This window comes from Armatimonadota bacterium (assembly GCA_037138755.1).
Lineage (GTDB): Bacteria > Armatimonadota > Fimbriimonadia > Fimbriimonadales > Fimbriimonadaceae > Fimbriimonas.
The window spans coordinates 633,649-653,896 of the sequence record JBAXHT010000001.1 but is presented as its reverse complement, the minus strand read 5'-3'; the positions used below and the strand labels follow the sequence as shown (position 1 = coordinate 653,896).

The window sequence follows — 20,248 nt, the reverse complement described above, 5'->3', positions numbered from 1 at the left end:
GACAAATCCTGATACAGTATTTCAGGTGGCTAAGATGCATCGACCCAAGTTTTTAGCTCTGGAGAGCTTTAAGAATTTCTCATTCTGGGGATTCATAGCTTTTTATTTGGGCACCACGTGGGTTTGTTTTGAGTTTCTGTCTAGCCCATGGGATGTGATTGTGGTCTGTATTTCTGGTCTCGTCTCCGGGATGATCCGTCAAGGACTTGATGAGCGTAAGAGGATTCCACAAAGGTCTGCCTTTTCGCAGAGAACTGCCTTCTCAACAAAAACCAACTTTTTCCTGGGAGCCATTCTTCTGACGATCTTGTCAGGCGTCATCTCGTTCGCCTGGCACGCCTATCAAGACATGAGGTTTATTGGGCTATGCTCCACCTATCTTGCCGCCGAGATTATTGCTGGATTCCTCAATTTTGTTCGGCAAGTTGTATCAAAGGAAGTTCCCTTTAATGATCGTCCGATTGATCCTCCTGAGCAAGCAGGACGACTAGCCCCAATCATGCCCAAACTCCCGACGATGGATGCCTCCGCAACATTGACGCTCCCGAGAGAAGAGTGACCTACGACGACTTCGCAGCCATCGCGCTACTTCTTCCCGACGTAGAAGAGAAAGTCGGGCGTCACGAAATCGACCTGCTTCGCCAGGGTCGCCACATTGCGCGGCTCCGCGACAAAGGCACCACGCTCGCCATCCGCGTCCCCTGGGAACTACATGATGAGCTATTGGCAATGGAAGGAACGAAGTTCTTCAAGACCGACCACTACAAACGGTATCCGTACGTGCTGATCAAAATCGAAGAACTTGCGGATGTGACTGCAAACCAATTGATTGATGCATCCTATCACGTCGCACCCGAACCTCTTCCGCTCCGATGACTACTGAACCCTTCCTCGTCGAGCTTCTTTTGCATATTCAAGCAGAGAGAGTTTTATGTGTCCAGAACGTTTGAGTGCTAGATCAATCTCACGTTCAACCCGATCAGGATGATAACTATGGAGATGTCCGAGTCCATGCAGCGCACTCCGTTGGCACTCGTATGATTTGCACCACAGAGCGGCGTTAAGAACATCCAGAATTGGTTGGACCAAGTGTTCCCAGCCAGGGAACATGGCGGCCCCCTCCAGGCAATCCATGTCCCACATCATGTAAACCGCGTCACCTGCCTCACCGATGTCTGAGTGCCTTGAGTTCACAAAGTACGGGTCTAAAAACTCTGTGTAGAAGACTTTGAGAGCCGTCACAGTTGATATCTGTTGTTCATCGGAAACGCCCTTGCCTCTGACGTCGCTCCAATATTCACTTGCTCTCCCCTGAAAGAACCAGATCATAAAACCTATTTGCTCAGGATCCATGTCAGCGCAAAGCGCCGGAGATTGTCTCAGGAGACGTTCAAGGTAGGTCGCAATCACACCTGGGGGCAGAGTGTTCATGCGGATATCGCAATCCCACAATTCGTCTCGGGATTTGAAGTTCGATAGAGTGGTGAACCACTCTTCGAAGCTCAATTCGGGACTATTCATCTTCAGCACGTAGCCGCCGCTCGAACCAGAACGCTCCGAACGGAACGTTCCCCGCCACAAACCCAAGAATCAGCTTGCTGAGCGGCCACTTATCCGCAATCCAAACCCGAACCAAAGCCACCAAGAACGCCAAGAACAGAATCCCGTGGACCATCCCAACCGGCTTGATCAGTACCGGATTCCCCAGCAAATACTTCATCGGCATCGCGACCAAGAACAGCAAAAGCGCCGAGCACCCTTCCGCCAACGAAACCTTCCGAAACATCTCTAAAGCCGACACCAAACCAGTTTACTGAAACCGAAAACCGCAAACCGAGAACCTCAGACTCTCAACGAGCGTCATACTAAGTAGACAACTGGGGGCGTCAGGGTTCGACAGGACCGAAGCGACTCATCGTTGCGAGCCGTGGATTCTCGTTGGCCACGTAAAAAACGAGTAAAAAATAACTGCAAACAATAACTTTGCATTCGCAGCCTAAGTGCCGCGCATGAGCCAGTTCTGAGCCAGTAAGAACTGATCCTCGTGTAGCCAAATCTGGATCGCTAGGGCGAGCTTCTGTTCGTAGTAGACCCAGCTAAACACAATCGGACTAAGGGTGCGCTAGGCGGTCTCGGCAGAGGCGCATCACAAAAATCCAAACTGAGAAGACGCTCGTGGTAATGCTGGGAAGGCGGTTTTGGAAGGGAGTTCAATTCTCCCCGCCTCCACCAGTTTTTGTTGATTAGGTCTTTCGCCAGAGCACGAACTTCCGAGCTCATCTCAGCGTTGAAAGAAGTGTGAAGCAAACCGCCAAACGAGTTCGGGTTTCGTTGGATTCTCCAACATCCAAGAAGGAGATGATTCTTCCGTTCTTCGTGGTGCCAGAAGCAGGAGACGATGTTATCCTGTTCGGTTCGCACTGGGATGTTCAGAACCATCAGGTCTCGCTGACGCCCGACGACCAAGGCTGTAATCACATGTTGTCACTGCGGATGGCAAGCTGACAGCGTCGCGGCACGCTTCTGCCGCTTCAGTCAAAGAAATGGACGTCCTATAGTCTGAATGGTCAGTTCGTTGTTATGTCCTAACTGGAATTCATATGGTTAGAACTAGGGCTCGCTTGCCGATAACAATTCTGTGAGTCGTCCTCAATCTATGCCAGACCTATGGTCGCTCTTTGATTTTCCGCCGTTGGACGGCGATCGGATTGAGGAGTACTTGGACACCATTCTCCAACGCGTTGCAGAGTGGTTTGATGCTCCGGTAGCTTCACTCTTTGTTGCCGACGAGAAAGGGACAATACGGTGCCGGGCATCGGTCGGAGTTCCGGTTGCCGAAACCGCGGTGATTGAGGTTGGCAAGGGAATTGCTGGCTCTGCCCTTTTGCACGGCCTCCCAATGCTCGTCGAAGATCCGTCGGACAACCCGCTCCTTGCGAACCGGATTCAGCAGACACGAAAGGAAATCTCCTCGGCGATGGTTGTTCCACTCACGACTTCGCATGAAAAACTTGGTGTTCTTAACCTCGCCCGGAGAGATCAGGACCTACCGTTCGACGAGCACGACCTCAAAAAGGCGAACACCCTCGCCCGAAACATTTCACTTGCCGTCGCGAACTGGAAACACCTCGGAGACATGAAAGAAGTTAACCGGGTGCGAAGGCTCGCCGAAATTGGTCAGATGACCGCTGCAATTGCTCACGAGATCAAAAATCCGCTCACCGGAATCAGGTCGGCAGCCCAGCTCATCGTCTCGATGCCAGACCAGGCGGTGGAACTCGCCCACATGGTCGAAGAAGAGGCAGTAAAGCTCTCCGAGTTGTGCAATCAATTTCTCGATTTCGCGAGACCAATTGAGCCCAACTTTGGTCCGGTTGACCTCTTCGTCATCGCCACTAAGCTGCGCGAGATCCACCAACACGAGTTTTGGGAGTCATCCGTCGAGCTCAGGATCTTTGGCGACTCTACCCCAGTTCTTGGAGACCGGCACCAGATTGAACGGGTAATGCAGAATCTGATGCTCAATGCCTTGCAAGCTACTAACTCGGGTGGCGCCGTGACCATTCAGATTCTTCCACGGGGATTTTCGGTCAGCGACACAGGGAGCGGAATGGACACAGAAACGCTCTCCAAGCTCTTCCAGCCGTTCTTCACGAGCAAACCCAAAGGTACAGGACTCGGACTCAGTAACTGCCAAAAGATCATCTCTGCTCACGCGGGAGCCATTGTTGTCGATTCAAAAGTCGGTGAAGGCTCCAGCTTTCGGGTTCAGTTTGCCGATAATTACGAAGAAGCCGCATGAGCAAGAAACCCCAGATCCTGATCGTAGACGACGAACTGAACATTCGCCGCATCTTGCAGATGGCTTTCGAGAAAGTCGGATATGACGCTGTAACCGCAGAAGATGGGAGAAACGCGCTCATGGAGCTAGAGAAGCAGCGCTTCGACGCCGTCATCACTGACGTCACCATGCCCGGAATGACGGGCTACGAACTCCAACGACTCATTAATGAAGCGGCTCCTGAGATTCCCGTCATCATCATGACCGCCTTCGGAACGATTCCTCAAGCTGTGGCCGCCATCCGAAATGGGGCATTTGAGTACATCACAAAACCATTCGATTTAGAGCAGCTCAAAAAGGTGGTTGCAAGCGCGATTGACCAAGGCAACGAGCCCAAGAAGCAGGTGCGCAAAGCAAAGAAAAGTGCTCTTGGTGGCGAGCCGTTTTTGGCCGTTTCCGATTCGATGCGCCAGGTGCTGGAGACCGTCAAGCAAGTCGCCGACTCGCGAGCAACGATCATGATCGGAGGCGAAAGTGGTGTTGGAAAGGAAGTTGTCGCCAACGCTCTGCACACGCTGAGCGGCCGAGCGAAGAAACCGTTCGTTGCCGTGAGTTGCGCCGCGCTCCCTGAAACACTGCTTGAATCGGAACTCTTCGGATACGAAAAGGGCGCGTTCACCGGTGCAAACGGCTCCAAAGTTGGACGCTTCGAAGCTGCCGAACAAGGAACCCTTTTCCTTGACGAAATTGGAGAAATCCCTCACACGGTCCAGGTCAAACTCCTGCGAGTCTTGCAAGAAAGAGAGATCGAGAGACTTGGATCGACAAAGCCAACCAAGATTGACGTGAGATTAGTCACCGCTACTCACAGAGACCTCAACGCCGCAGTGGACGCGGGCACGTTCCGACTTGACCTGCTTTACCGACTCCAAGTTGTAGAGATCAAAATACCGGCTCTAAGGGAGCGAATTGAGGATATCGTCCCCCTCGCTGAGATGTTTATGCACAAATTCGCGGCTGAGAATCAGCGTGAACCATTGGCAATCGGCCCGCAAGCCCGAGAGGCCTTGGAGCACTACTACTGGCCCGGTAATGTGCGAGAACTCGAGAACACGGTTGAGCGAGCCATGGTGCTCGCACCAAGTTCTGCCACAGAACTGGAAGTTAAGCTTCTCCCCGAGCGGGTTCAGAAAGCCGCCTGATCAGCCATAATCTTATCTGAGGAACGCACTTGTGGTCCTCATCGTAGAAAGAAAGTAGGCTCGCTGATGAGCCAGGACAACTGGACAATGCTTCGTCCAGTCCAAAAGCCAAGGACATTGGCACCTCGACTATAAGGAGGTTTTATGGTCGTTACAACATTGATGCGCCGCACCTATCTGGTGTTGCCAAAACCGATGAAGCGAGTGATACGCTTCGCGCTCCCGAAGCGCGCTGAAAGGGCAAGCTTCGTGGACCAGATGGACGAACTTGGCAACGCCGTCTTCTCACCCATGTGGAGATGGCGCGGCTGAACCAGAACTTACTCCCGATCCGCGAAAGCGGTCGGGAGTTTTTGGTTATGATAACCGTATGGTTCCCGTCGTCGCCGCTCTCGTTCTTGCTCCCAAAGGGCTTCCTGCGCTAAAAGTCGAGCTAGATGCACTCTGCAAACCTTTTCAGGGTCGCATCGGCTACTGCATTGCCGATCTATCCACGGGCGAGCGTATCGATCTCCGGGGCACTGAGCGATTTCCGAGTGCATCAACGATAAAAACCAGCGTCGCGCTCGAAGCTCTTTGCCAAGTGGATGAAGGCAAACTCAAGATGTCAGACAAGAAGCAACTGATGCCCCTGAAGGAAAGACAGTCAAGCATGTGGACTTACCCGATGCGCGAAGGAGTTTCGCTGGATCTCGATGGCTACGTGAACCTGATGATCGGGGTGAGCGACAACACCGCCACAATGCAGGTTCAGGATTGGATTGGTAGCAAGAAGATCAACGAGCGTATGGCGTCGCTGGGGCTCCTTAACACCCAGATTCTCGGGCACTGGAAGGACCGAACTCCTGAAACCGCCGAGCTAGGCAAAAAGTGGGGCTGGGGCATGACCACCCCGCGCGAACAGGTTCGCCTCTTTGAATTGCTCTATCGCCGCAAGGCCGCGAGCCCAGCCGTCTGCGAGAAACTCCTTCGCATTCTGGGCAGGCAGTATTGGGACGACATCGCCATCGCCGCCTCACCGATCGACGTGAAGGTCTGCGCCAAGAGCGGAGCCATCAACCGCTCGCGAAGCGAGGTGGCGATTGTTTATGCTTCTCGACCCTATGCCTTAGCTTTGTACACCGACGACCAGAAGGACCAGCGTTGGACCTCCGAGAACGAAGGCGAAGTGACCCTCCGCAGGATCTGCCAATCGGCCTGGCGGTTCTTCGAGCCAAAACGTCCGTTCACTTTGCCCTCAGGGTATGAGAAGTTCAATCCGACGGGCGGGGGGATTTCGGACGATTGAGTCCAATAGACTCAAGTGACTTCACACAAAAAGTGTAAAATACATGGAACGGTTTTGCCGAGTGAAGCGTTACACCTTACATACAAGGAGAAAACCTGAAAATGACGACCATGAACATGACCCTGAATGCTAGCGAAAGTGACTCGAAGCGGTTCAACGAACTGATGGAGCAAACGTATCGGAAGGTTTACAACATGGCTTACCGGCTCTCGGGCAGTCGGCCAGACGCTGAAGATCTGACCCAGGAGGCTTACTTCCGAGCGTACCGATCGTTTAATGAGTACGAGGGCGACCGTCCATTCGAGAACTGGATCTTCCGAATCGTCACTCGCTTGTATCTCGACCTTCTTCGCAATCGACGACGCCGAGTGCAGACCGTCTCCTACGATGCCTCACTTCCAACGGAAGTCGGTGGAGACTCGATGCGCTTCGAAGTCGCCGACGACGGTCCTTCGCCCGAAGACGTCCTCCTTGACTCCTCGTTCAGCGAACCCCTCCAAGCGGCTCTGGCAAGCCTGACCGAAGAACAACGCGAACTCATCCAACTCGCCGACGTTGAACAGGTCCCTTACCAAGAAATCGCTGATCGGATGGGTGCTCCTGTCGGAACTATTCGTTCTCGCCTTCACCGAACCCATAAGGCTCTGAGGGCGAAACTTGAGGCGAACCGGGTGGCCCAGTCTTTGAGTTCTACTCGCTGAGTTACGCACTCAACTCGCAAAGCTCGGGGCGTACGCACGGTCCGAGCTTGGGCAGCCGGCTTTACCGATCATACATCGCAAAGGATTTCATCCTTCCGTTCTGCAAACTCATCGTGTGTGATGAGGTTCGCTCGTAAAGAGACGCTTGTTTCCTGAGCCGTGCCTCGACGGCTTCTTTCTCCTGAGCGAGTGCTGCCTTGGCGGATTGAAGTCGGATAAGTTCTACTTCATTGCGGACGGATCGGCGCCAGGTGTCGCGATCCGAATTATTGGGGCGGGTCCGATCAGCGAGTTCGTCGGCGGCTTGGAGGGCTTCAATGTATCGAGTCGAGTCGTTCGGCTTTTGGCGAAGCGAAGCCATTGCTGAGTCAGAATCGGAGCGAGCTTGCTCTTTCCGCCCGTAGCTCCACATGGCGAAGACGATCACGACAATGACACCAATGAACATGATGGTCAGCGGAAGATTCGAACCTGACTGGCTTACGTGACAAATTTGCAGATCAATCAGTTACAGTACAGACTACACACCCCTCGATCGCGAGGATGCGGCAAATCCTGCTAATCTGATTTCTACATGTCACCAGTCGATGCGCTGCTCCTCTTTGCCACTGGAGCCGTGGCTTCGGGGATCAATAGCGTTGCCGGAGGCGGGTCACTGATCAGCTTTCCTTACCTAACCCTCGGAATGGGAATCGGGGATCGAGTGGCAAATGCGACCAATGCAGTTGGGCTGTTTCCGGGTTCGTTTGCAGGGGGGTTGGGGTTCATCAAGCAGCTTCCGCAGACCGCGAAGTTCTTAAAAGTCTTGGCGTTGCCTACGGTTCTGGGGTCGTTGTGCGGAGCGGCCCTGCTCTTGAACACTTCCGATAAGTCGTTTAAGGTGATTGTGCCCTTTCTCATTCTGCTCGCCGCGTTGCTTCTATGGTTTCAGCCAAAGGTGAAGGCGATGCTAGCGGCCAAGGACCATCATGTGATTCCTGTTTGGGCAGGGATTGTCTTGCAGTTTTTGGTTGCCTGCTACGGAGGCTACTTCGGGGCGGGAATGGGAATCATGATGCTCGCGACATTCGCCCTTTACATGGAGGGGACGACGCACGAACTGAACGCGGTAAAGAACTGGCTCGGGTCGATTATCAACCTGTTTTGCTCGTTGGTTTTTGTTTCAAAGGGGCTGGTGATGACTCCGGAGGCGTACCCGCTGGCTTGCGGTGGATTTGCGGGAGGGTTCTTGGCAGCGCGATGGTCCTTGAGGGTTGACCCAGACAAGATGCGCCGCTGGATCGCGGTTTACGGGTTTCTGATGACGGGATACTACATCTGGCGAGTGGCACTCTAGAAGAGCTTGGGTACCAACCCGGGACCACCATAGATCCAGCCGGTGTAGAGCTGGACAAGATCGGCACCCAAAGCGCGTTTGGACAAGTAATCCTCCGCCGTGAAGATTCCGCCGACGCCGATGAGGACGAGGTTGTCGGGGGCGTTGGATTTGAGCCTTGCGAGCACTTCGTTAGAACGCTGAAGAAGCGGCGCTCCAGAGAGGCCGCCTTGTTGGTGAGCGGTGATGTTGCGGTTGATGCCGTTGGTGCCAGAGAGTCCACCGCCCAGGAGGGAATTGCTGATGTGCCGGCTGGTTGGCTGGGCAAGGCCCGGGAGCATGTCGCGGCGGATGGTGGTGTTGGTGGCGATGATTCCGGTGAGGTTGGCTTCGACGGCGACTTTGAGGACGTCGTCTATGGCTTCGTCTTCGAGGTCGGGGGCGACTTTGACGAAAAGGGGGCGCTTGTCGTTGACTTCGCGGAGGGTTTGAAAGATTCTTCTCAGTGAATCAGCGTCTTGGAGCGAGCGCAGGCCGGGGGTGTTTGGGCTGCTGACGTTGATGACAAAGTAGTCGCCGAAGCTTTGGAGGACTTCGTAGCTCTTTTTGTAGTCCTCGTGCGCTTCTTCGAGCGAGGTGATTTTAGACTTTCCGAGGTTGATTCCGACGGGAATGCGGCTGGCGGAGCGGGAGAGCCTCTCAGCGACTGCGATAGCTCCGTCGTTATTGAAGCCCATTCGGTTGATAATCGCTTTATCGCTTGGGAGGCGAAACATGCGCGGCTTGTCGTTACCGGGTTGAGGGTGCCAGGTGATGGTGCCAATTTCGACGTATCCGAATCCGAACTTGTGCCACTGGTTTAGGGCAACCGCGTTCTTATCGAGGCCCGCAGCAAGTCCAATTCGGTTGGGAAAATGGACTCCGAATAGATCGACAGGATCTTTCTCGAGCGGGGTGGATCGGCCCGGGATCAGCCCTTTTTGGACGAGAGTCATCGCCAGGTGATGCACCCGCTCAGGGTCCATCCGGAACGCGAGCGGGCGCAAGATCGAGGCGTACAAATCCACGGAGATATTATGTCGCTAGTCGTCGATCGTAGGTGGTTTGTAGGGGGTGATCTTGAAGGTCACGTTCGCGTTTCCACCACCGCGTACCCAGATGCGGTACTTGCCAGACTTCTCGACTTTGAGGATATCGGTTCGGATGTTGTCGTACTGGTGGGAGTTCGGGCGAAGGACAACGCCATCCTCGAACATCGTCATGAACGTGGCACTACCGGAGCTGAAATCGGACGTGAGGCTGTATCGCTTCCCGGCCTCCAAAGCTACTTCATACACTCCAAAACTCTTTCCATCGAGCAGAAGATTTGCCTTCTGACCGAGGATGAGCGCAGTAGTTCCTATCGGATCGCGCCGAAGAGTGTAGGCTCCTGAGCCGCCGTCCCCCACGCAAGAAACTCTAAACAGGAACTTGCCCTTCTCAGGGAAATAGAGGTCGTCGCCTGGCGTGTTGTTCTTCTCGTCGGTGAAGTGGTTGAGACGCCGTCCGAAGTAATCGAAGATTTGAATATGAAGGCTGAATGTCGTTCCCGTGCACCGAAGCCTCATCATTTCGTTCTTAGCTGACTCATAGGTATAGAGTTGCGATTCGCCGATTGCCAAGTTTGCCTCGACGTCTGTCGCAGGTTTAAACTCAGGCATTTGAGAGTCATTCTCAATCGTGAATCTAGCTGGAGAATCCGACTCATTTGTGAGGACCACCATTGCTTCGCCCTTTACAAAGAATGTGCGCGCCAGAGTATCCGAGTCCTTCTTGAGCCTGAACCAAGTGAAAGTAGACGAAACACCCCAATTGTTGTCGCTTCCGTTACCACTGCTTGCAAACCTGATTCGCTGATCCTTTGGGATCTCAGGACCTTCGATGTAGTGCACTTCGTCTTCACGATCGCATGAAAAGGAAGTGGTGATGATCTCGTTCGGCACAACGGGAAACTTGATAATGAGCTGTTGCTGCGGTGCAACAACGTGGCTCGTTTTCCCAACTGTTTCACGGTTCTCAGATTTGACGACGCTAAATGGAACCTTGGCGAAGGCATAGGCTTGGTTGAGATAGAACTCAACGAAGTAGTCGCCATCCGCCAGGGCCTTGAAGGTTCGATATTCATTTGTTCCGTTGGAAACGATCTCAAGGTCGCTCTTGCTGATGCCAGAGGGGCCGAAAAATCTTGCGAATCCATAAGCTCCTGCTAACTGATGATTCTTATCAAAGAAGGTCGGTGTCCCGTATGTGTATGTCTGCCCTTTTTTGCATCGGAAGTGGATCAGGCTCGCCTTGCCGCCTTGCTGAACCGCTTCTTCGGTTCCTGGCATAGGAGTTTCGGCTCCACCGAGAGGCACCGTGAACGAAGGGTAGAGGCGATGACGCAGTTCAAATTTTCCGCCAGATGCATTCTTGAAGCTTCCCACATTCAATCGGATTGTCTGGTCTTTTTCAAAGCGGTAGATTATGAGCGGAGATTGATTGCCCTCGGTACGGTCATCATTTTCTCGAAGCAGTTTGCCTTTCTCGTCAAAGATTTTGATCGAGCTGTCAAATACGTCGCTCCTCGCTTCGGCAACGAGGACCTCCCCTGCTTTCCCTTCAAATTTCCAGTCGCACCCGATGCCGGCTGTTGCGATCATGGTTTGCTTGCTCCACTCCGAGTCCGCAAAAAGAGCGGCAGAGGAGTCAGAGATGTCGGATGACTTATCAAATTTGTCAAACCTTCCCAAAAAGTCTGCGGACATGGTTGCGTTGCCACCACCACCCATACCCCCGCCAAATCCGCCAATGCTTCCTTGGCCCAATCCCGTAGCCGCGATGGCGACCAAACCAAGAGTTAGTACGAAGCCTCTCATGCTTGGTCTGACGCACCGTCCTCGCGCATCGTTACAGGGAAAAGTGCAGGGCGAAATCAGGTACAATTCGAGTTCAATTTCTGTCGAATTTGAACCTAGGAAGCATGAGCAACGAGCCACAGGACGAACTCTATCTTGAATCTACGAACAGCCTAGATCAAGACGCCGTAGTGAATGAACTCGCGGGGCGAGTTGATGGAGATTACGACGCGGCGCAGATTCAAGTCTTGGAAGGGCTTGAGGCCGTTCGGAAGCGACCGGGAATGTACGTCGGCGACAACGGGAAGCGCGGACTTCACCAGCTTTTCAGAGAGGTTATCGACAATTCCGTTGACGAAGCTCTTGCTGGTCACTGTAACCACATCACCGTCACCCTGTTCGAAGACGGCTCCGCTGGAGTTGAGGACAACGGGCGCGGAATTCCGGTTGATAAGCACGAGAAGATGGGTGTTTCGGCACTTCAGGTCGTTATGACCGTTCTTCACGCAGGCGGTAAGTTCGGCGGCGAAGGAAGCGGCTACAAGACCTCGGGCGGTCTGCACGGTGTTGGCGTTTCGTGTACCAACGCGCTTTCGACCTGGATGGAATCAACCGTTAAGCGAAACGGCAAGCTTTATCGACAGCGATTCGAGAAGGGTATTCCGGTTTATGAAGTCAAAGAGATCGGCACCGTTCCTGACGGGCAGACAGGTACTGCTCAGCGATGGATGCCAGACCCGACCGTTCTCACCGAAGTCGAGCACGATCCGCACATCGTCAAGAGCCGAATGCGCGAGCTGGCCTATCTGAACCCAAAAGTCACCTTCGAGTTCATCAACGAGAAGGACCCAACAAACAGCGAGACTTACTACTACCAGCGGGGTATTCCGCAGCTTGTCGAAGACATCAACGACGGCAAGGACACACTTCACAACGTTATCCACTTCAAGCGACTCCGCGAAACCAGCGAAATCGAGGTTGCACTGCAGTATCACGATGGCTACTCGCTGACGATGTTAGCGTTTACCAACAACATCCACAATCCGGATGGTGGAACCCACGTTTCTGGATTCAGCACCGCTCTGACCCGAACGATTAACAACTACGCCCGAAAGATGGGCCTTCTGAAAGAGAAGGATAACAACCTGGTTGGCGACGACGTGACCGACGGTCTCACTGCCGTTATCTCACTTCGAATTGGTGACCCTTCCTACAACTCGCAGGATAAGGTCAAGCTGGTGACCCCAGAGGTTCAAGGCCTCACGAACTCGCTCGTTGGCGAAGGGCTGATGACCTTCTTCGAAGAGAACCCGAATATTGCTCGAAAGATCGTCGAGAAGGGCGTCATCGCCCAGCGCGCTCGGGAAGCGGCTCGAAAGGCGATGGAAAGCGTTCGCCGGTCGTCGACCATGGACTCCTTCGGTCTCCCCGGAAAGCTGGCGGACTGCCGAAGCAAGGACGCAACCAAGTGCGAGATCTTCCTCGTTGAAGGTGACTCAGCAGGTGGGTCAGCTAAGAGTGCAAGAGACCGCGAGACCCAAGCTATTCTTCCGCTTCGCGGAAAGATCTTGAACGTTGAGCGCGCTCGAATCGACAAGGCTCTGGACAACGAGGAAATAAAGGCTCTGATTGCGGCACTGGGAGTCGGGATCGACCTTTCGCTTGGTAAAGCTGACCTTTCGATCGAAGAAGATCAGCCCGATCTTGAACTCAATGGGCCGAAAAAGCGCGAAAAGGATCCGAAGGAGAAAGAGGTTCAGTTCGATCTCTCCAAGCTTCGCTACCACAAGGTCGTCATCATGACCGACGCCGACGTGGACGGCGAGCACATCCGCACACTTCTGCTGACGTTCTTCTACCGCTACATGAAGCCGCTGATGCAAGCCGGCCACATCTGGCTCGCCCAGCCGCCCCTGTTCGTTGTCAAAGTCGGTGCAAATGAGCGGTACTATGCGATGACCGAAGAAGAGCGCGATACGATCATCGCGGGAATCAAGAAGGGCCGCAAGTACGATGTCACTCGCTTTAAGGGACTAGGCGAAATGAACGCCGACGACCTTGAGGACACCACGATGGCCGTCGACAAACGGCGCATGGTGCAGGTCATCTGCGACAAGACATTTGAGATGGAAATCGAGGAAATGTTCTCGAAGCTCATGGGCGAGAAAGTCGAGCCTCGAAGAGAGTTTATTGAGCGTCACGCGAAGGAAGCCTTGAACGTTGACTGGCATTACTAAGGCTACTTGCCTACTAACGCCCTGAGCCTTGGGCCCAGGGCGACTCGGTTGCCTCGAAGTAGCGTGAGGAAGCCACGCTCCACCATCACGTCGATGTTGAATTCGAGGCTCCCTGGCTTGAGGGGGATGCGACCGCACAAGTCGTCGAGGTTGACGGCCTCGGTCACACCCTCGGCGACCATTGTCTCGACAATGCAAACGGAAATCGCTTCTCGAATCGCTTGCACCTCGACCCAACGAGAAGCGGGCAGGAGACCAGACTCCTCCACAAAGAGTTTGCCACGGACCGTCAGCGACTGCCCAAGAATTAATCCCTTTAGCGCCAACTTTCGGAACGAAAATTTGAGATCCACGGGGCTCGCCTTAAGAAGCGAAGCAAGATCTTCGCTCAAGATCTCTTGCCCGGCCGAGTCCATCTCGTGGCAATACAGTTCCAAAAGCAGCCTTTGCTCTGGGAGGCTCAGTTCGTTTAGTTCCATTAGCGGTACAGGCTTAACAACTTTGCCTTGTCCCAATTATGGTCGATCAATTCTTCAAATATATACTTATTGGTAAGAAGATCGGAGTTTTTCGACGTATTTTGCGATAACGTCAAACTCGACGTTCACGTATTGATTTACCCGTAATGTCCTCAAGTTTGTATTCTCGAGAGTGTGAGGAATCACCCAGACTTCAAAAGTTCTGCCATTCGGTGAGACCACGGTGAGAGAGATGCCGTCAATGGTGACAGAGCCTTTATCGATCAGGTATGTCCCAGTTGCGACAGAAAACTGGTACATGACCGCATTTCCTTCAGTTCTCTTTCCGATGAACTGGCCGGTGCCGTCAACATGGCCCTGGACGATATGCCCGCCGAACCGGTCAGTTGGGCGCATCGCCCGTTCAAGATTCAATTGCTGACCCACTTCGAGGCCAGAAAAGGTGGTCTTCTGGACGGTCTCTGGTGAGAGATCAAACGTGAGATAGGCATCTGAGCCAGGGACGACGGTTAGACAGCACCCATTCACCGCGATCGACTCGCCGAGCGTTAGATCAATTAGATCCAACGATCCGGGATGAACGACCAGTTTTTGGCCGTCCCAAGAGTGAACGCTTCCTACCGCCTGAACAATCCCAGTAAACATTTTCGCTAATTGAGTAAACCTCTTTCGCTTCTACGCCGTAACCTTCTGAATATGCTGTTCGGAAATCGCGCCGACCGTTACCTCTACTTTGTCTCGTACCTGCACGAGACGGAGAGGATCGACCTGTTCCGCGAGTTTCGGGGTCAGGAAACTCTGACGACCGGGACGGGGATTTTTGCTGCTTTAGGTGTATTCGGCGTGATCCTTCTGTTTCAGCCGATGATTGCTCTCATGGTGCTCGGTCCCCTGCTGATCATGGCTTTGGTAACTTGCGGGATCATCAATCTCAAACGCCGCGCCGCTCTTCGCACCCCGGAGTTTGAATCGAAAGTTGAGGCTTACCAACTCCTCGCGGTCATGCGAAGAATGTTGCAATTGAACCGGCTTCATCGCGATCTAAGTGACTCCACCCTAACTCTGCTCGACGAGATTGCACGACTAAGAGGGCAGATTCACGATATCTTGAACATGCCGTTCTGGCAACAGAGCCACTTGTCGTCCACGTTGATCGAGCTCAAACGGCAGGCACTTGTTGCTGCAGATCAGTCCACGATTGACGCAGTCCTGCAATTCCGAAACAGCCTACCCATGCAAGTGCAAGCGAGGCCGGTTTGGAGTTACATCGACGAGGCGGTCGAAACCGTTTCGGGTCGCGCCAATCGCTCGACTCCATTCACGGAACACGGTTTCGATGGAGCGTTTCGGGTTGCCCAAAAGATGCAGACGCTCAAATCTGAAATAGAGCAACTGACGAACACCGCCCCTTCTGGAGTGGCTGGCGAAGTTCAGCAGGTGCCCGGCGCCCTGATAGACGATGCACTCATGGAGATTAGGACAATCAGGGCGGCAGAAGAAGAGCTACGGCTAGGCCTATAGATCGCTCGGCCATCCGCTGGCATCTCGCTGAGCAGCGACGAGGGAACGATTTGTCCAGTTAAGGCTCAAAGGGGTCAGTGACGCAAACCCCTCGCTGACCGCCATCACGTCGGTTCCGGGTTGGTTGGCTTTCATCACCACGGCTCCGCCTTGCCAGTAGTAGGGTCGACCCCAGGGGTCGTCACGGCGCTCGACGCGGTCTTTGTAGACTCTCTGACCCATCTCGGCGAACTTGGTTCCTCGCAGCTCTTCGTAAGCGATGGAAGGAATGTTGACGTTCAGGAACGACAGTTCCTCGTCGGGGAGTTGGGTGAGTTTGAGGAGGTTCTCATTGAGCCATTGAGTCGCAGTTTCCCAGTGGGGTGGAGCTTCGAGAACGAAGGTTGCAAGGGAGAAGGAGATTGAACGAATGCCGTTGATGGCGCCTTCCATTGCTCCTGCGACGGTGCCGGAGTAGGTAATGTCGAAGCCGAGATTCGGTCCGTGGTTGACACCGCTGAAGACAAGATCGCAGCCATCGGGCCAAGCGACAGTAAGGCCAACATTGACGCAATCAACAGGTACGCCGTTGACCGTATACGCCTCAAGACCACCGTATTCCACCGAATTGACGCGGAGCGGGTCTCGGAGCGTCATCGCGTGTCCGCAGGCGGATCGCTCGCGGTCGGGAGCAACAATCTTGACTTCACCAATTTGTCGTGCGGCGTCAGCAAGGACTTTGAGGCCGTGCCCGTGGATCCCGTCGTCGTTGGTGATCAGGATTCTCATGCGGTTTCGACCCTGATAGCAGTGGCAATTTTGCTGACGCAGGGGAGCCATTGGACTTCGCTGAGCGTCGCTTGGAATGCTGATTCCTTCGCCTTGTGAGTTAGGAAGACAATCTCGCCTTTCTCAGAAGGGAGAGTTCGCATCTGCATTTCGGCGATGCTGATTTCGTGACGACCGAAGACCATAGAGATCTCGCCGAGGGTACGGGGTTTGTCCTCGACTTGGATACGTAGGTAGTAGGTGGTTTCGAGATCGTCCATCGAAGCAGTCGTCATACCCTCGTCATAGGGAATCGCGCTTCCTGAACCACCGGCAAAGATGTTTCGTCCGACGTCGAGCAAGTCCCCAATTACTGCTGACCCCGTTGGATCAGAGCCAGCTCCGCGACCCGAGAACATCACATCGCCGACGAAGTCCCCATGAATCCATAGCGCATTGTAAACCCCGTTCACCGAAGCCAACGGATGAGTCAGCGGGATCATCGTCGGGTGAACGCGAACCCTAACCGCCTCGCCGACCATCTCGGCGATCCCGAGCAGTTTGATTCGGTAGCCCCAAGAAGCTGCGTAGGCGATGTCCGTGGCCGATACCTTGGAAATTCCCTCTTTATAAATCTCGTCGACGGCAACCTGGCGACCGCCTGCGATTGAGGCCAGAATTGAAATCTTATAGCCCGTATCGATGCCCTCGACATCGTTCGTCGGATCAGCCTCTGCGTATCCTTTGGCCTGAGCTTCGGCTAGAGCATCGCCGTAGTCGGCCTCCTCCTGCTCCATCATCGTCAGAATGTAGTTGGTGGTGCCATTGAGGATGCCCATCATCCGGACCAAGTCATTGCCAGCGAGCTGGTGCTTCAAGGGCTGGATTAACGGAATCCCGCCTCCAACTGCCGCTTCGTAATGGAGGTCCAGCCCCTTTGATTTAGCCAAATGCACCAACCGCGAGCCGTGCTTCGCAATCAGCTCCTTGTTCGCAGTCACCACATGCTTGCCGTTTTTCAGCGCTGTCTCGACGAGTGTCGCCGCAGGGTCGACTCCGCCGATTACCTCGATAACAACATCAATGGATGGATCAGTGACAATGGACTCCAAATCCGTCGTGAACAGGGCCGAATCGACGCCTCGCTCCTTCGCCGTGTCGCGGATTCCGATCTTGGCGACCTCGAACGGCAAGCCGATCTTTTTGATGATCGCGTCGCGATTATCCTGAAGCATTCGAAACGCTCCGGTGCCTACGGTGCCGAACCCAAGAAACCCGATACGTATCGTTTTTGCCATTTAACCGTCATCATTATGAAGCCCTTTTGAATGCGAGTTTTGAGAGAATTTTGGCTGGATGCAACCATTTACACTTTGTAATGCGTTAATGTTCAGTTGACATCATGATGAAGCGCGCATTCCTCATCGCCCTCGGGCTAACCATGGTTGCGGGAACCACTCTCGCTCAAACCGCTCCTCCAGCTACAACTCCACCTGCCACTCAGGACGAAAAGAAGGCTGATCCTCCCAAAGTTGAGGACAAGCGAACTCCGGAGCAGAAGAAGTACGACGAGCTGATGAAGACCGCCAAGTCGCAGAACGGCGTTTTCAAGGTTCACAAGATTGACGACAAGGTCTACTGGGAAATCCCAGAAGCAAAGCTCGGACGCATGTTCCTCTTCAACGCCGAAGTTTCAGAAGCCCCTCGTGCCCTGACCTACCCCGGAACCGCGCCAATGGAGCGACCGCGAACAATTCGATTTGCTCGACGGGACAAAAAGATTCAGCTCAAAAACGTTGATGTCAGCACTCGTGCGATGGGTAACGATAAAGGCGTTGAACTCGGCGTCAAGCAGAACTCACCGGAAGCGATCCTCTTCACTTTCGACATTGTTGGCGAATCACCAGAGAAAAACCCGTTGATCGATGTCACCCAGCTCTTCATCAGCGACCCCCAGGACTTCAGCATTCGAGCCGCAATTCCTGGTGCGATGGGTGTTGATTCGAGCAAGACTTGGATCGAGAAAGTCAAAGCGTTCCCCACGAACATCGAGACTCGAACCTACATGACGTTTATGATGGGTCGGGGCCAAGGCAATCCGCTGGCGGCTCTGCTCGGTGGAGGCGGTGGCGGCTACGACGCCAGCAAGGCGGCAACTGTCGTCCACTACAGTTTGACCGAGCTTCCTGAAGTCCCTATGATGGGCCGCCTCAAGGATTCTCGAATCGGTTACTTCACGACTGGCTTCACTGTGTTCGGTGCCGAAGGCAACGCGGCAAAAGAAGTTCAATACATCAACCGATTCCGGCTCGAAAAGAAGGATCCGAAGGCCGACGTAAGCGAGCCGAAGAAGCCGATCACATACTACGTGACTCAAGAAGTTCCTGAGCGATGGCGCAAGTACATCATCCAGGGCATCAACGACTGGCAGCCCGCTTTTGAGACTGCAGGATTCAAAAACGCGATCATCGGAAAGATGGCGCCAACCAAGGAGGAAGATCCTGATTTCGATCCGGAAGATGCACGCTACAGCGTCATCCGATGGGCTCCGAGCGACACGGCGAACGCGATGGGTCCATCCATCCAGGACCCTCGCAGTGGCGAATCGATTTCGGCTCACGTCATCGTCTGGAACGACATCGTCAAGCTAGTTCAGAACTGGTATTTCGCGCAAACCGCAGCCACAACGCCAGCGGCGCAAAAGCTCCCAATGAGCGATGAGACGATCGGTCGTCTGATCCAATACGTCGTCTCCCACGAAGTCGGCCACACCCTCGGGCTTGAGCACAACTTCAACGGTTCGGCGGCGTTCTCCATCGCTCAACTGCGCGACAAGAACTTCACAGCTTCCCACGGTGTCGCGTCTTCGATCATGAGCTACTCGCGCTACAACTACGTTGCCCAACCTGGAGATGGAGTCACAGCGAACATCGGCATCATCGGCGACTACGATCGCTTCGCGATCCAGTACGGTTACAAGGTTCTCAACGCGGTCACCCCTGAGCAGGAAAAGGCTGCTCTTGACTCTCACCTCGGTCAGCAAGTCGCGAACTCGTGGCTTCGCTTCGGAAACTACAAGAACGCATCGCTCGACCCACGAAAGCAGTCGGAGATCATCTCCAACGACCCTGTCGAGGCGACTCGACTTGGTATGAACAACCTCGAGTACATCGCGAAGAACGTTCTGGTTCCGGCGACCTCGAAGTTTGGCGAGTCGTATGAGGACCTCGCCGAAATGCACGGCGAGCTGATTGGTCAGTGGATGACCGAAGTGATGCACGTTGTCCGTGTCGTCGGCGGTGTCGTCGAGCTCGACAACCACGTCGGTCGTGGCGGCGATGTCTTCAATCCGGTTCCCGCTGCTCAGCAGAAGAAGGCAGTTCAGCTTTTGATGAGCCGAGCGGTGCGCCCGTCTGCCGCCATCTTCGATCCGAAGATCTTTGCCAAGACCCGTATGACCGGTTACGTGAACGCCATGAACTCGATGAGTTCGGCCGTTCTGCGAAGCCTCCTTTCGGACGCCAAAGTCTCCTCGCTCGCTGACTTCGAAGCGACCAAGCCTGGCCAGGCGTACACGCCTTCCAATTTGGTTGATGATGTTGTCAGTGGAATCTTCGGCGGACTCAAGACCGCGAAAGTCTCGACCAACGCGTTTGATCGAAACCTTCAGCGAAGCTTCCTGAAGATGGTTGACGGTCGCATCAACGGCGCAGGGGCAAGCGGGACCGATCTTCGCCCGCTGCTCAAGGAAGCCCTTCGAGGGGTTGCCAACGACCTGGTTTCGGCACAGAGCCGAACTTCGGACAAAGTGACCAAAGCTCACCTCACCGAGACCCTGAGCGATGTCAAGAAGATTCTCACGGATACGTACTCGAAAGGTGCGGGCTCAGCTCCAGCTCCTTCGTTAATGGACCTTTTGATGGGAATGCCCTTCAAGTTCGAATCCGATCACAAGCACGGTCGAGACTGTTGGACCCGCATGGCTCCAGCGGAGCTGATCGAGCTCAAGAAAGAGCTTGAAGCGGAACTGAAGAAGAAGTAGGGGAAGCCGACAGGCTTAAGCCTTCAGTTTTCAGCGGAGTAATCTGCTGAAGACTGGAG

The 20,248-nt window shown here is 54.1% G+C and carries 21 protein-coding genes and 1 other RNA gene; 13 read left to right on the top strand and 9 right to left on the bottom strand.

The window, feature by feature from the left end; all coding sequences use genetic code 11:
• The first annotated feature begins 25 nt into the window (after positions 1-25).
• Together WCK51_03090 and WCK51_03085 are read left to right on the top strand one after the other, a co-directional pair.
• The gene (locus WCK51_03090; GenBank protein ID MEI7575852.1) at positions 26-559 is read left to right on the top strand and encodes a hypothetical protein; all 534 of its coding nucleotides are present in this window, start codon (positions 26-28) and stop codon (positions 557-559) included.
• Positions 556-876, top strand: coding sequence for a hypothetical protein (locus WCK51_03085; protein ID MEI7575851.1), 321 nt, complete (start codon positions 556-558; stop codon positions 874-876). The genes WCK51_03090 and WCK51_03085 overlap by 4 nt, the downstream gene beginning before the upstream one ends.
• On the opposite strand, the gene WCK51_03080 is transcribed toward WCK51_03085, so the two are convergent.
• Positions 877-1,521, bottom strand: a complete 645-nt coding sequence (locus tag WCK51_03080) for a hypothetical protein (protein MEI7575850.1) — start codon at positions 1,519-1,521, stop codon at positions 877-879. It abuts the gene before it with no gap.
• Positions 1,514-1,801 (bottom strand): DUF3817 domain-containing protein, encoded by a 288-nt coding sequence (locus WCK51_03075; protein MEI7575849.1) that lies wholly within the window; start codon positions 1,799-1,801, stop codon positions 1,514-1,516. The genes WCK51_03080 and WCK51_03075 overlap by 8 nt, the downstream gene beginning before the upstream one ends.
• Positions 1,802-1,879: 78 nt before the next feature.
• On the opposite strand from WCK51_03075, the gene ssrA reads away from it, so the two are divergent.
• The 7 genes from ssrA to WCK51_03040 all read left to right on the top strand — a co-directional run bounded on the left by ssrA (position 1,880) and on the right by WCK51_03040 (position 6,972).
• Positions 1,880-2,232, top strand: a transfer-messenger RNA (tmRNA) gene (gene ssrA / locus WCK51_03070).
• Positions 2,233-2,298: 66 nt separating this feature from the next.
• Positions 2,299-2,505 (top strand): hypothetical protein, encoded by a 207-nt coding sequence (locus WCK51_03065; protein ID MEI7575848.1) that lies wholly within the window; start codon positions 2,299-2,301, stop codon positions 2,503-2,505.
• A gap of 151 nt (positions 2,506-2,656) precedes the next feature.
• On the top strand, positions 2,657-3,802 hold the full coding sequence (locus tag WCK51_03060; protein MEI7575847.1) for an ATP-binding protein: 1,146 nt from the start codon (positions 2,657-2,659) through the stop codon (positions 3,800-3,802).
• A complete protein-coding gene (locus WCK51_03055; protein MEI7575846.1) occupies positions 3,799-4,983 on the top strand; it encodes a sigma-54 dependent transcriptional regulator in 1,185 nt (394 codons plus the stop codon). Before WCK51_03060 ends, WCK51_03055 begins: the two co-directional genes overlap by 4 nt.
• Before the next feature lie 144 nt (positions 4,984-5,127).
• Positions 5,128-5,295: a hypothetical protein gene (locus WCK51_03050; GenBank protein ID MEI7575845.1), complete on the top strand. Its 168-nt coding sequence runs from the start codon at positions 5,128-5,130 to the stop codon at positions 5,293-5,295.
• Positions 5,296-5,353: 58 nt separating this feature from the next.
• Positions 5,354-6,271 (top strand): serine hydrolase, encoded by a 918-nt coding sequence (locus WCK51_03045; protein MEI7575844.1) that lies wholly within the window; start codon positions 5,354-5,356, stop codon positions 6,269-6,271.
• A 101-nt stretch (positions 6,272-6,372) separates the two neighbouring features.
• On the top strand, positions 6,373-6,972 hold the full coding sequence (locus WCK51_03040; protein MEI7575843.1) for a sigma-70 family RNA polymerase sigma factor: 600 nt from the start codon (positions 6,373-6,375) through the stop codon (positions 6,970-6,972).
• A gap of 61 nt (positions 6,973-7,033) precedes the next feature.
• Here WCK51_03040 and WCK51_03035 read toward each other — a convergent pair whose 3' ends face one another.
• A complete protein-coding gene (locus WCK51_03035) occupies positions 7,034-7,420 on the bottom strand; it encodes a hypothetical protein (protein ID MEI7575842.1) in 387 nt (128 codons plus the stop codon).
• Positions 7,421-7,546: 126 nt separating this feature from the next.
• On the opposite strand from WCK51_03035, the gene WCK51_03030 reads away from it, so the two are divergent.
• The gene (locus tag WCK51_03030; protein ID MEI7575841.1) at positions 7,547-8,308 is read left to right on the top strand and encodes a sulfite exporter TauE/SafE family protein; all 762 of its coding nucleotides are present in this window, start codon (positions 7,547-7,549) and stop codon (positions 8,306-8,308) included.
• Here WCK51_03030 and WCK51_03025 read toward each other — a convergent pair.
• On the bottom strand, positions 8,305-9,354 hold the full coding sequence (locus WCK51_03025; protein ID MEI7575840.1) for a quinone-dependent dihydroorotate dehydrogenase: 1,050 nt from the start codon (positions 9,352-9,354) through the stop codon (positions 8,305-8,307). The two genes, WCK51_03030 and WCK51_03025, sit on opposite strands and share 4 nt — an antisense overlap.
• A 15-nt stretch (positions 9,355-9,369) precedes the next feature.
• Positions 9,370-11,184: a hypothetical protein gene (locus tag WCK51_03020; protein ID MEI7575839.1), complete on the bottom strand. Its 1,815-nt coding sequence runs from the start codon at positions 11,182-11,184 to the stop codon at positions 9,370-9,372.
• Positions 11,185-11,288: 104 nt separating this feature from the next.
• Between WCK51_03020 and WCK51_03015 the strand changes: the two genes are divergently transcribed.
• Positions 11,289-13,400 (top strand): DNA gyrase subunit B, encoded by a 2,112-nt coding sequence (locus tag WCK51_03015; protein MEI7575838.1) that lies wholly within the window; start codon positions 11,289-11,291, stop codon positions 13,398-13,400.
• Positions 13,401-13,402: 2 nt separating this feature from the next.
• Here the strand turns inward: WCK51_03015 and WCK51_03010 are convergent, their stop codons facing one another.
• Together WCK51_03010 and WCK51_03005 are read right to left on the bottom strand one after the other, a co-directional pair.
• Positions 13,403-13,879: a hypothetical protein gene (locus WCK51_03010; protein MEI7575837.1), complete on the bottom strand. Its 477-nt coding sequence runs from the start codon at positions 13,877-13,879 to the stop codon at positions 13,403-13,405.
• Positions 13,880-13,945: 66 nt separating this feature from the next.
• Positions 13,946-14,524, bottom strand: a complete 579-nt coding sequence (locus WCK51_03005) for a riboflavin synthase (protein MEI7575836.1) — start codon at positions 14,522-14,524, stop codon at positions 13,946-13,948.
• A 51-nt stretch (positions 14,525-14,575) separates the two neighbouring features.
• Here WCK51_03005 and WCK51_03000 point away from each other — a divergent pair, with 51 nt between their 5' ends.
• Complete coding sequence (locus WCK51_03000; GenBank protein MEI7575835.1) at positions 14,576-15,400, top strand: hypothetical protein; 825 nt, start codon at positions 14,576-14,578, stop codon at positions 15,398-15,400.
• Here the strand turns inward: WCK51_03000 and surE are convergent.
• On the bottom strand, positions 15,395-16,168 hold the full coding sequence (gene surE, locus WCK51_02995; GenBank protein MEI7575834.1) for a 5'/3'-nucleotidase SurE: 774 nt from the start codon (positions 16,166-16,168) through the stop codon (positions 15,395-15,397). The two genes, WCK51_03000 and surE, sit on opposite strands and share 6 nt — an antisense overlap.
• On the bottom strand, positions 16,165-17,445 hold the full coding sequence (locus WCK51_02990) for a homoserine dehydrogenase (protein ID MEI7575833.1): 1,281 nt from the start codon (positions 17,443-17,445) through the stop codon (positions 16,165-16,167). Before WCK51_02990 ends, surE begins: the two co-directional genes overlap by 4 nt.
• A gap of 104 nt (positions 17,446-17,549) precedes the next feature.
• Between WCK51_02990 and WCK51_02985 the strand changes: the two genes are divergently transcribed.
• A complete protein-coding gene (locus WCK51_02985) occupies positions 17,550-20,189 on the top strand; it encodes a zinc-dependent metalloprotease (protein MEI7575832.1) in 2,640 nt (879 codons plus the stop codon).
• Positions 20,190-20,248 lie beyond the last annotated feature (59 nt).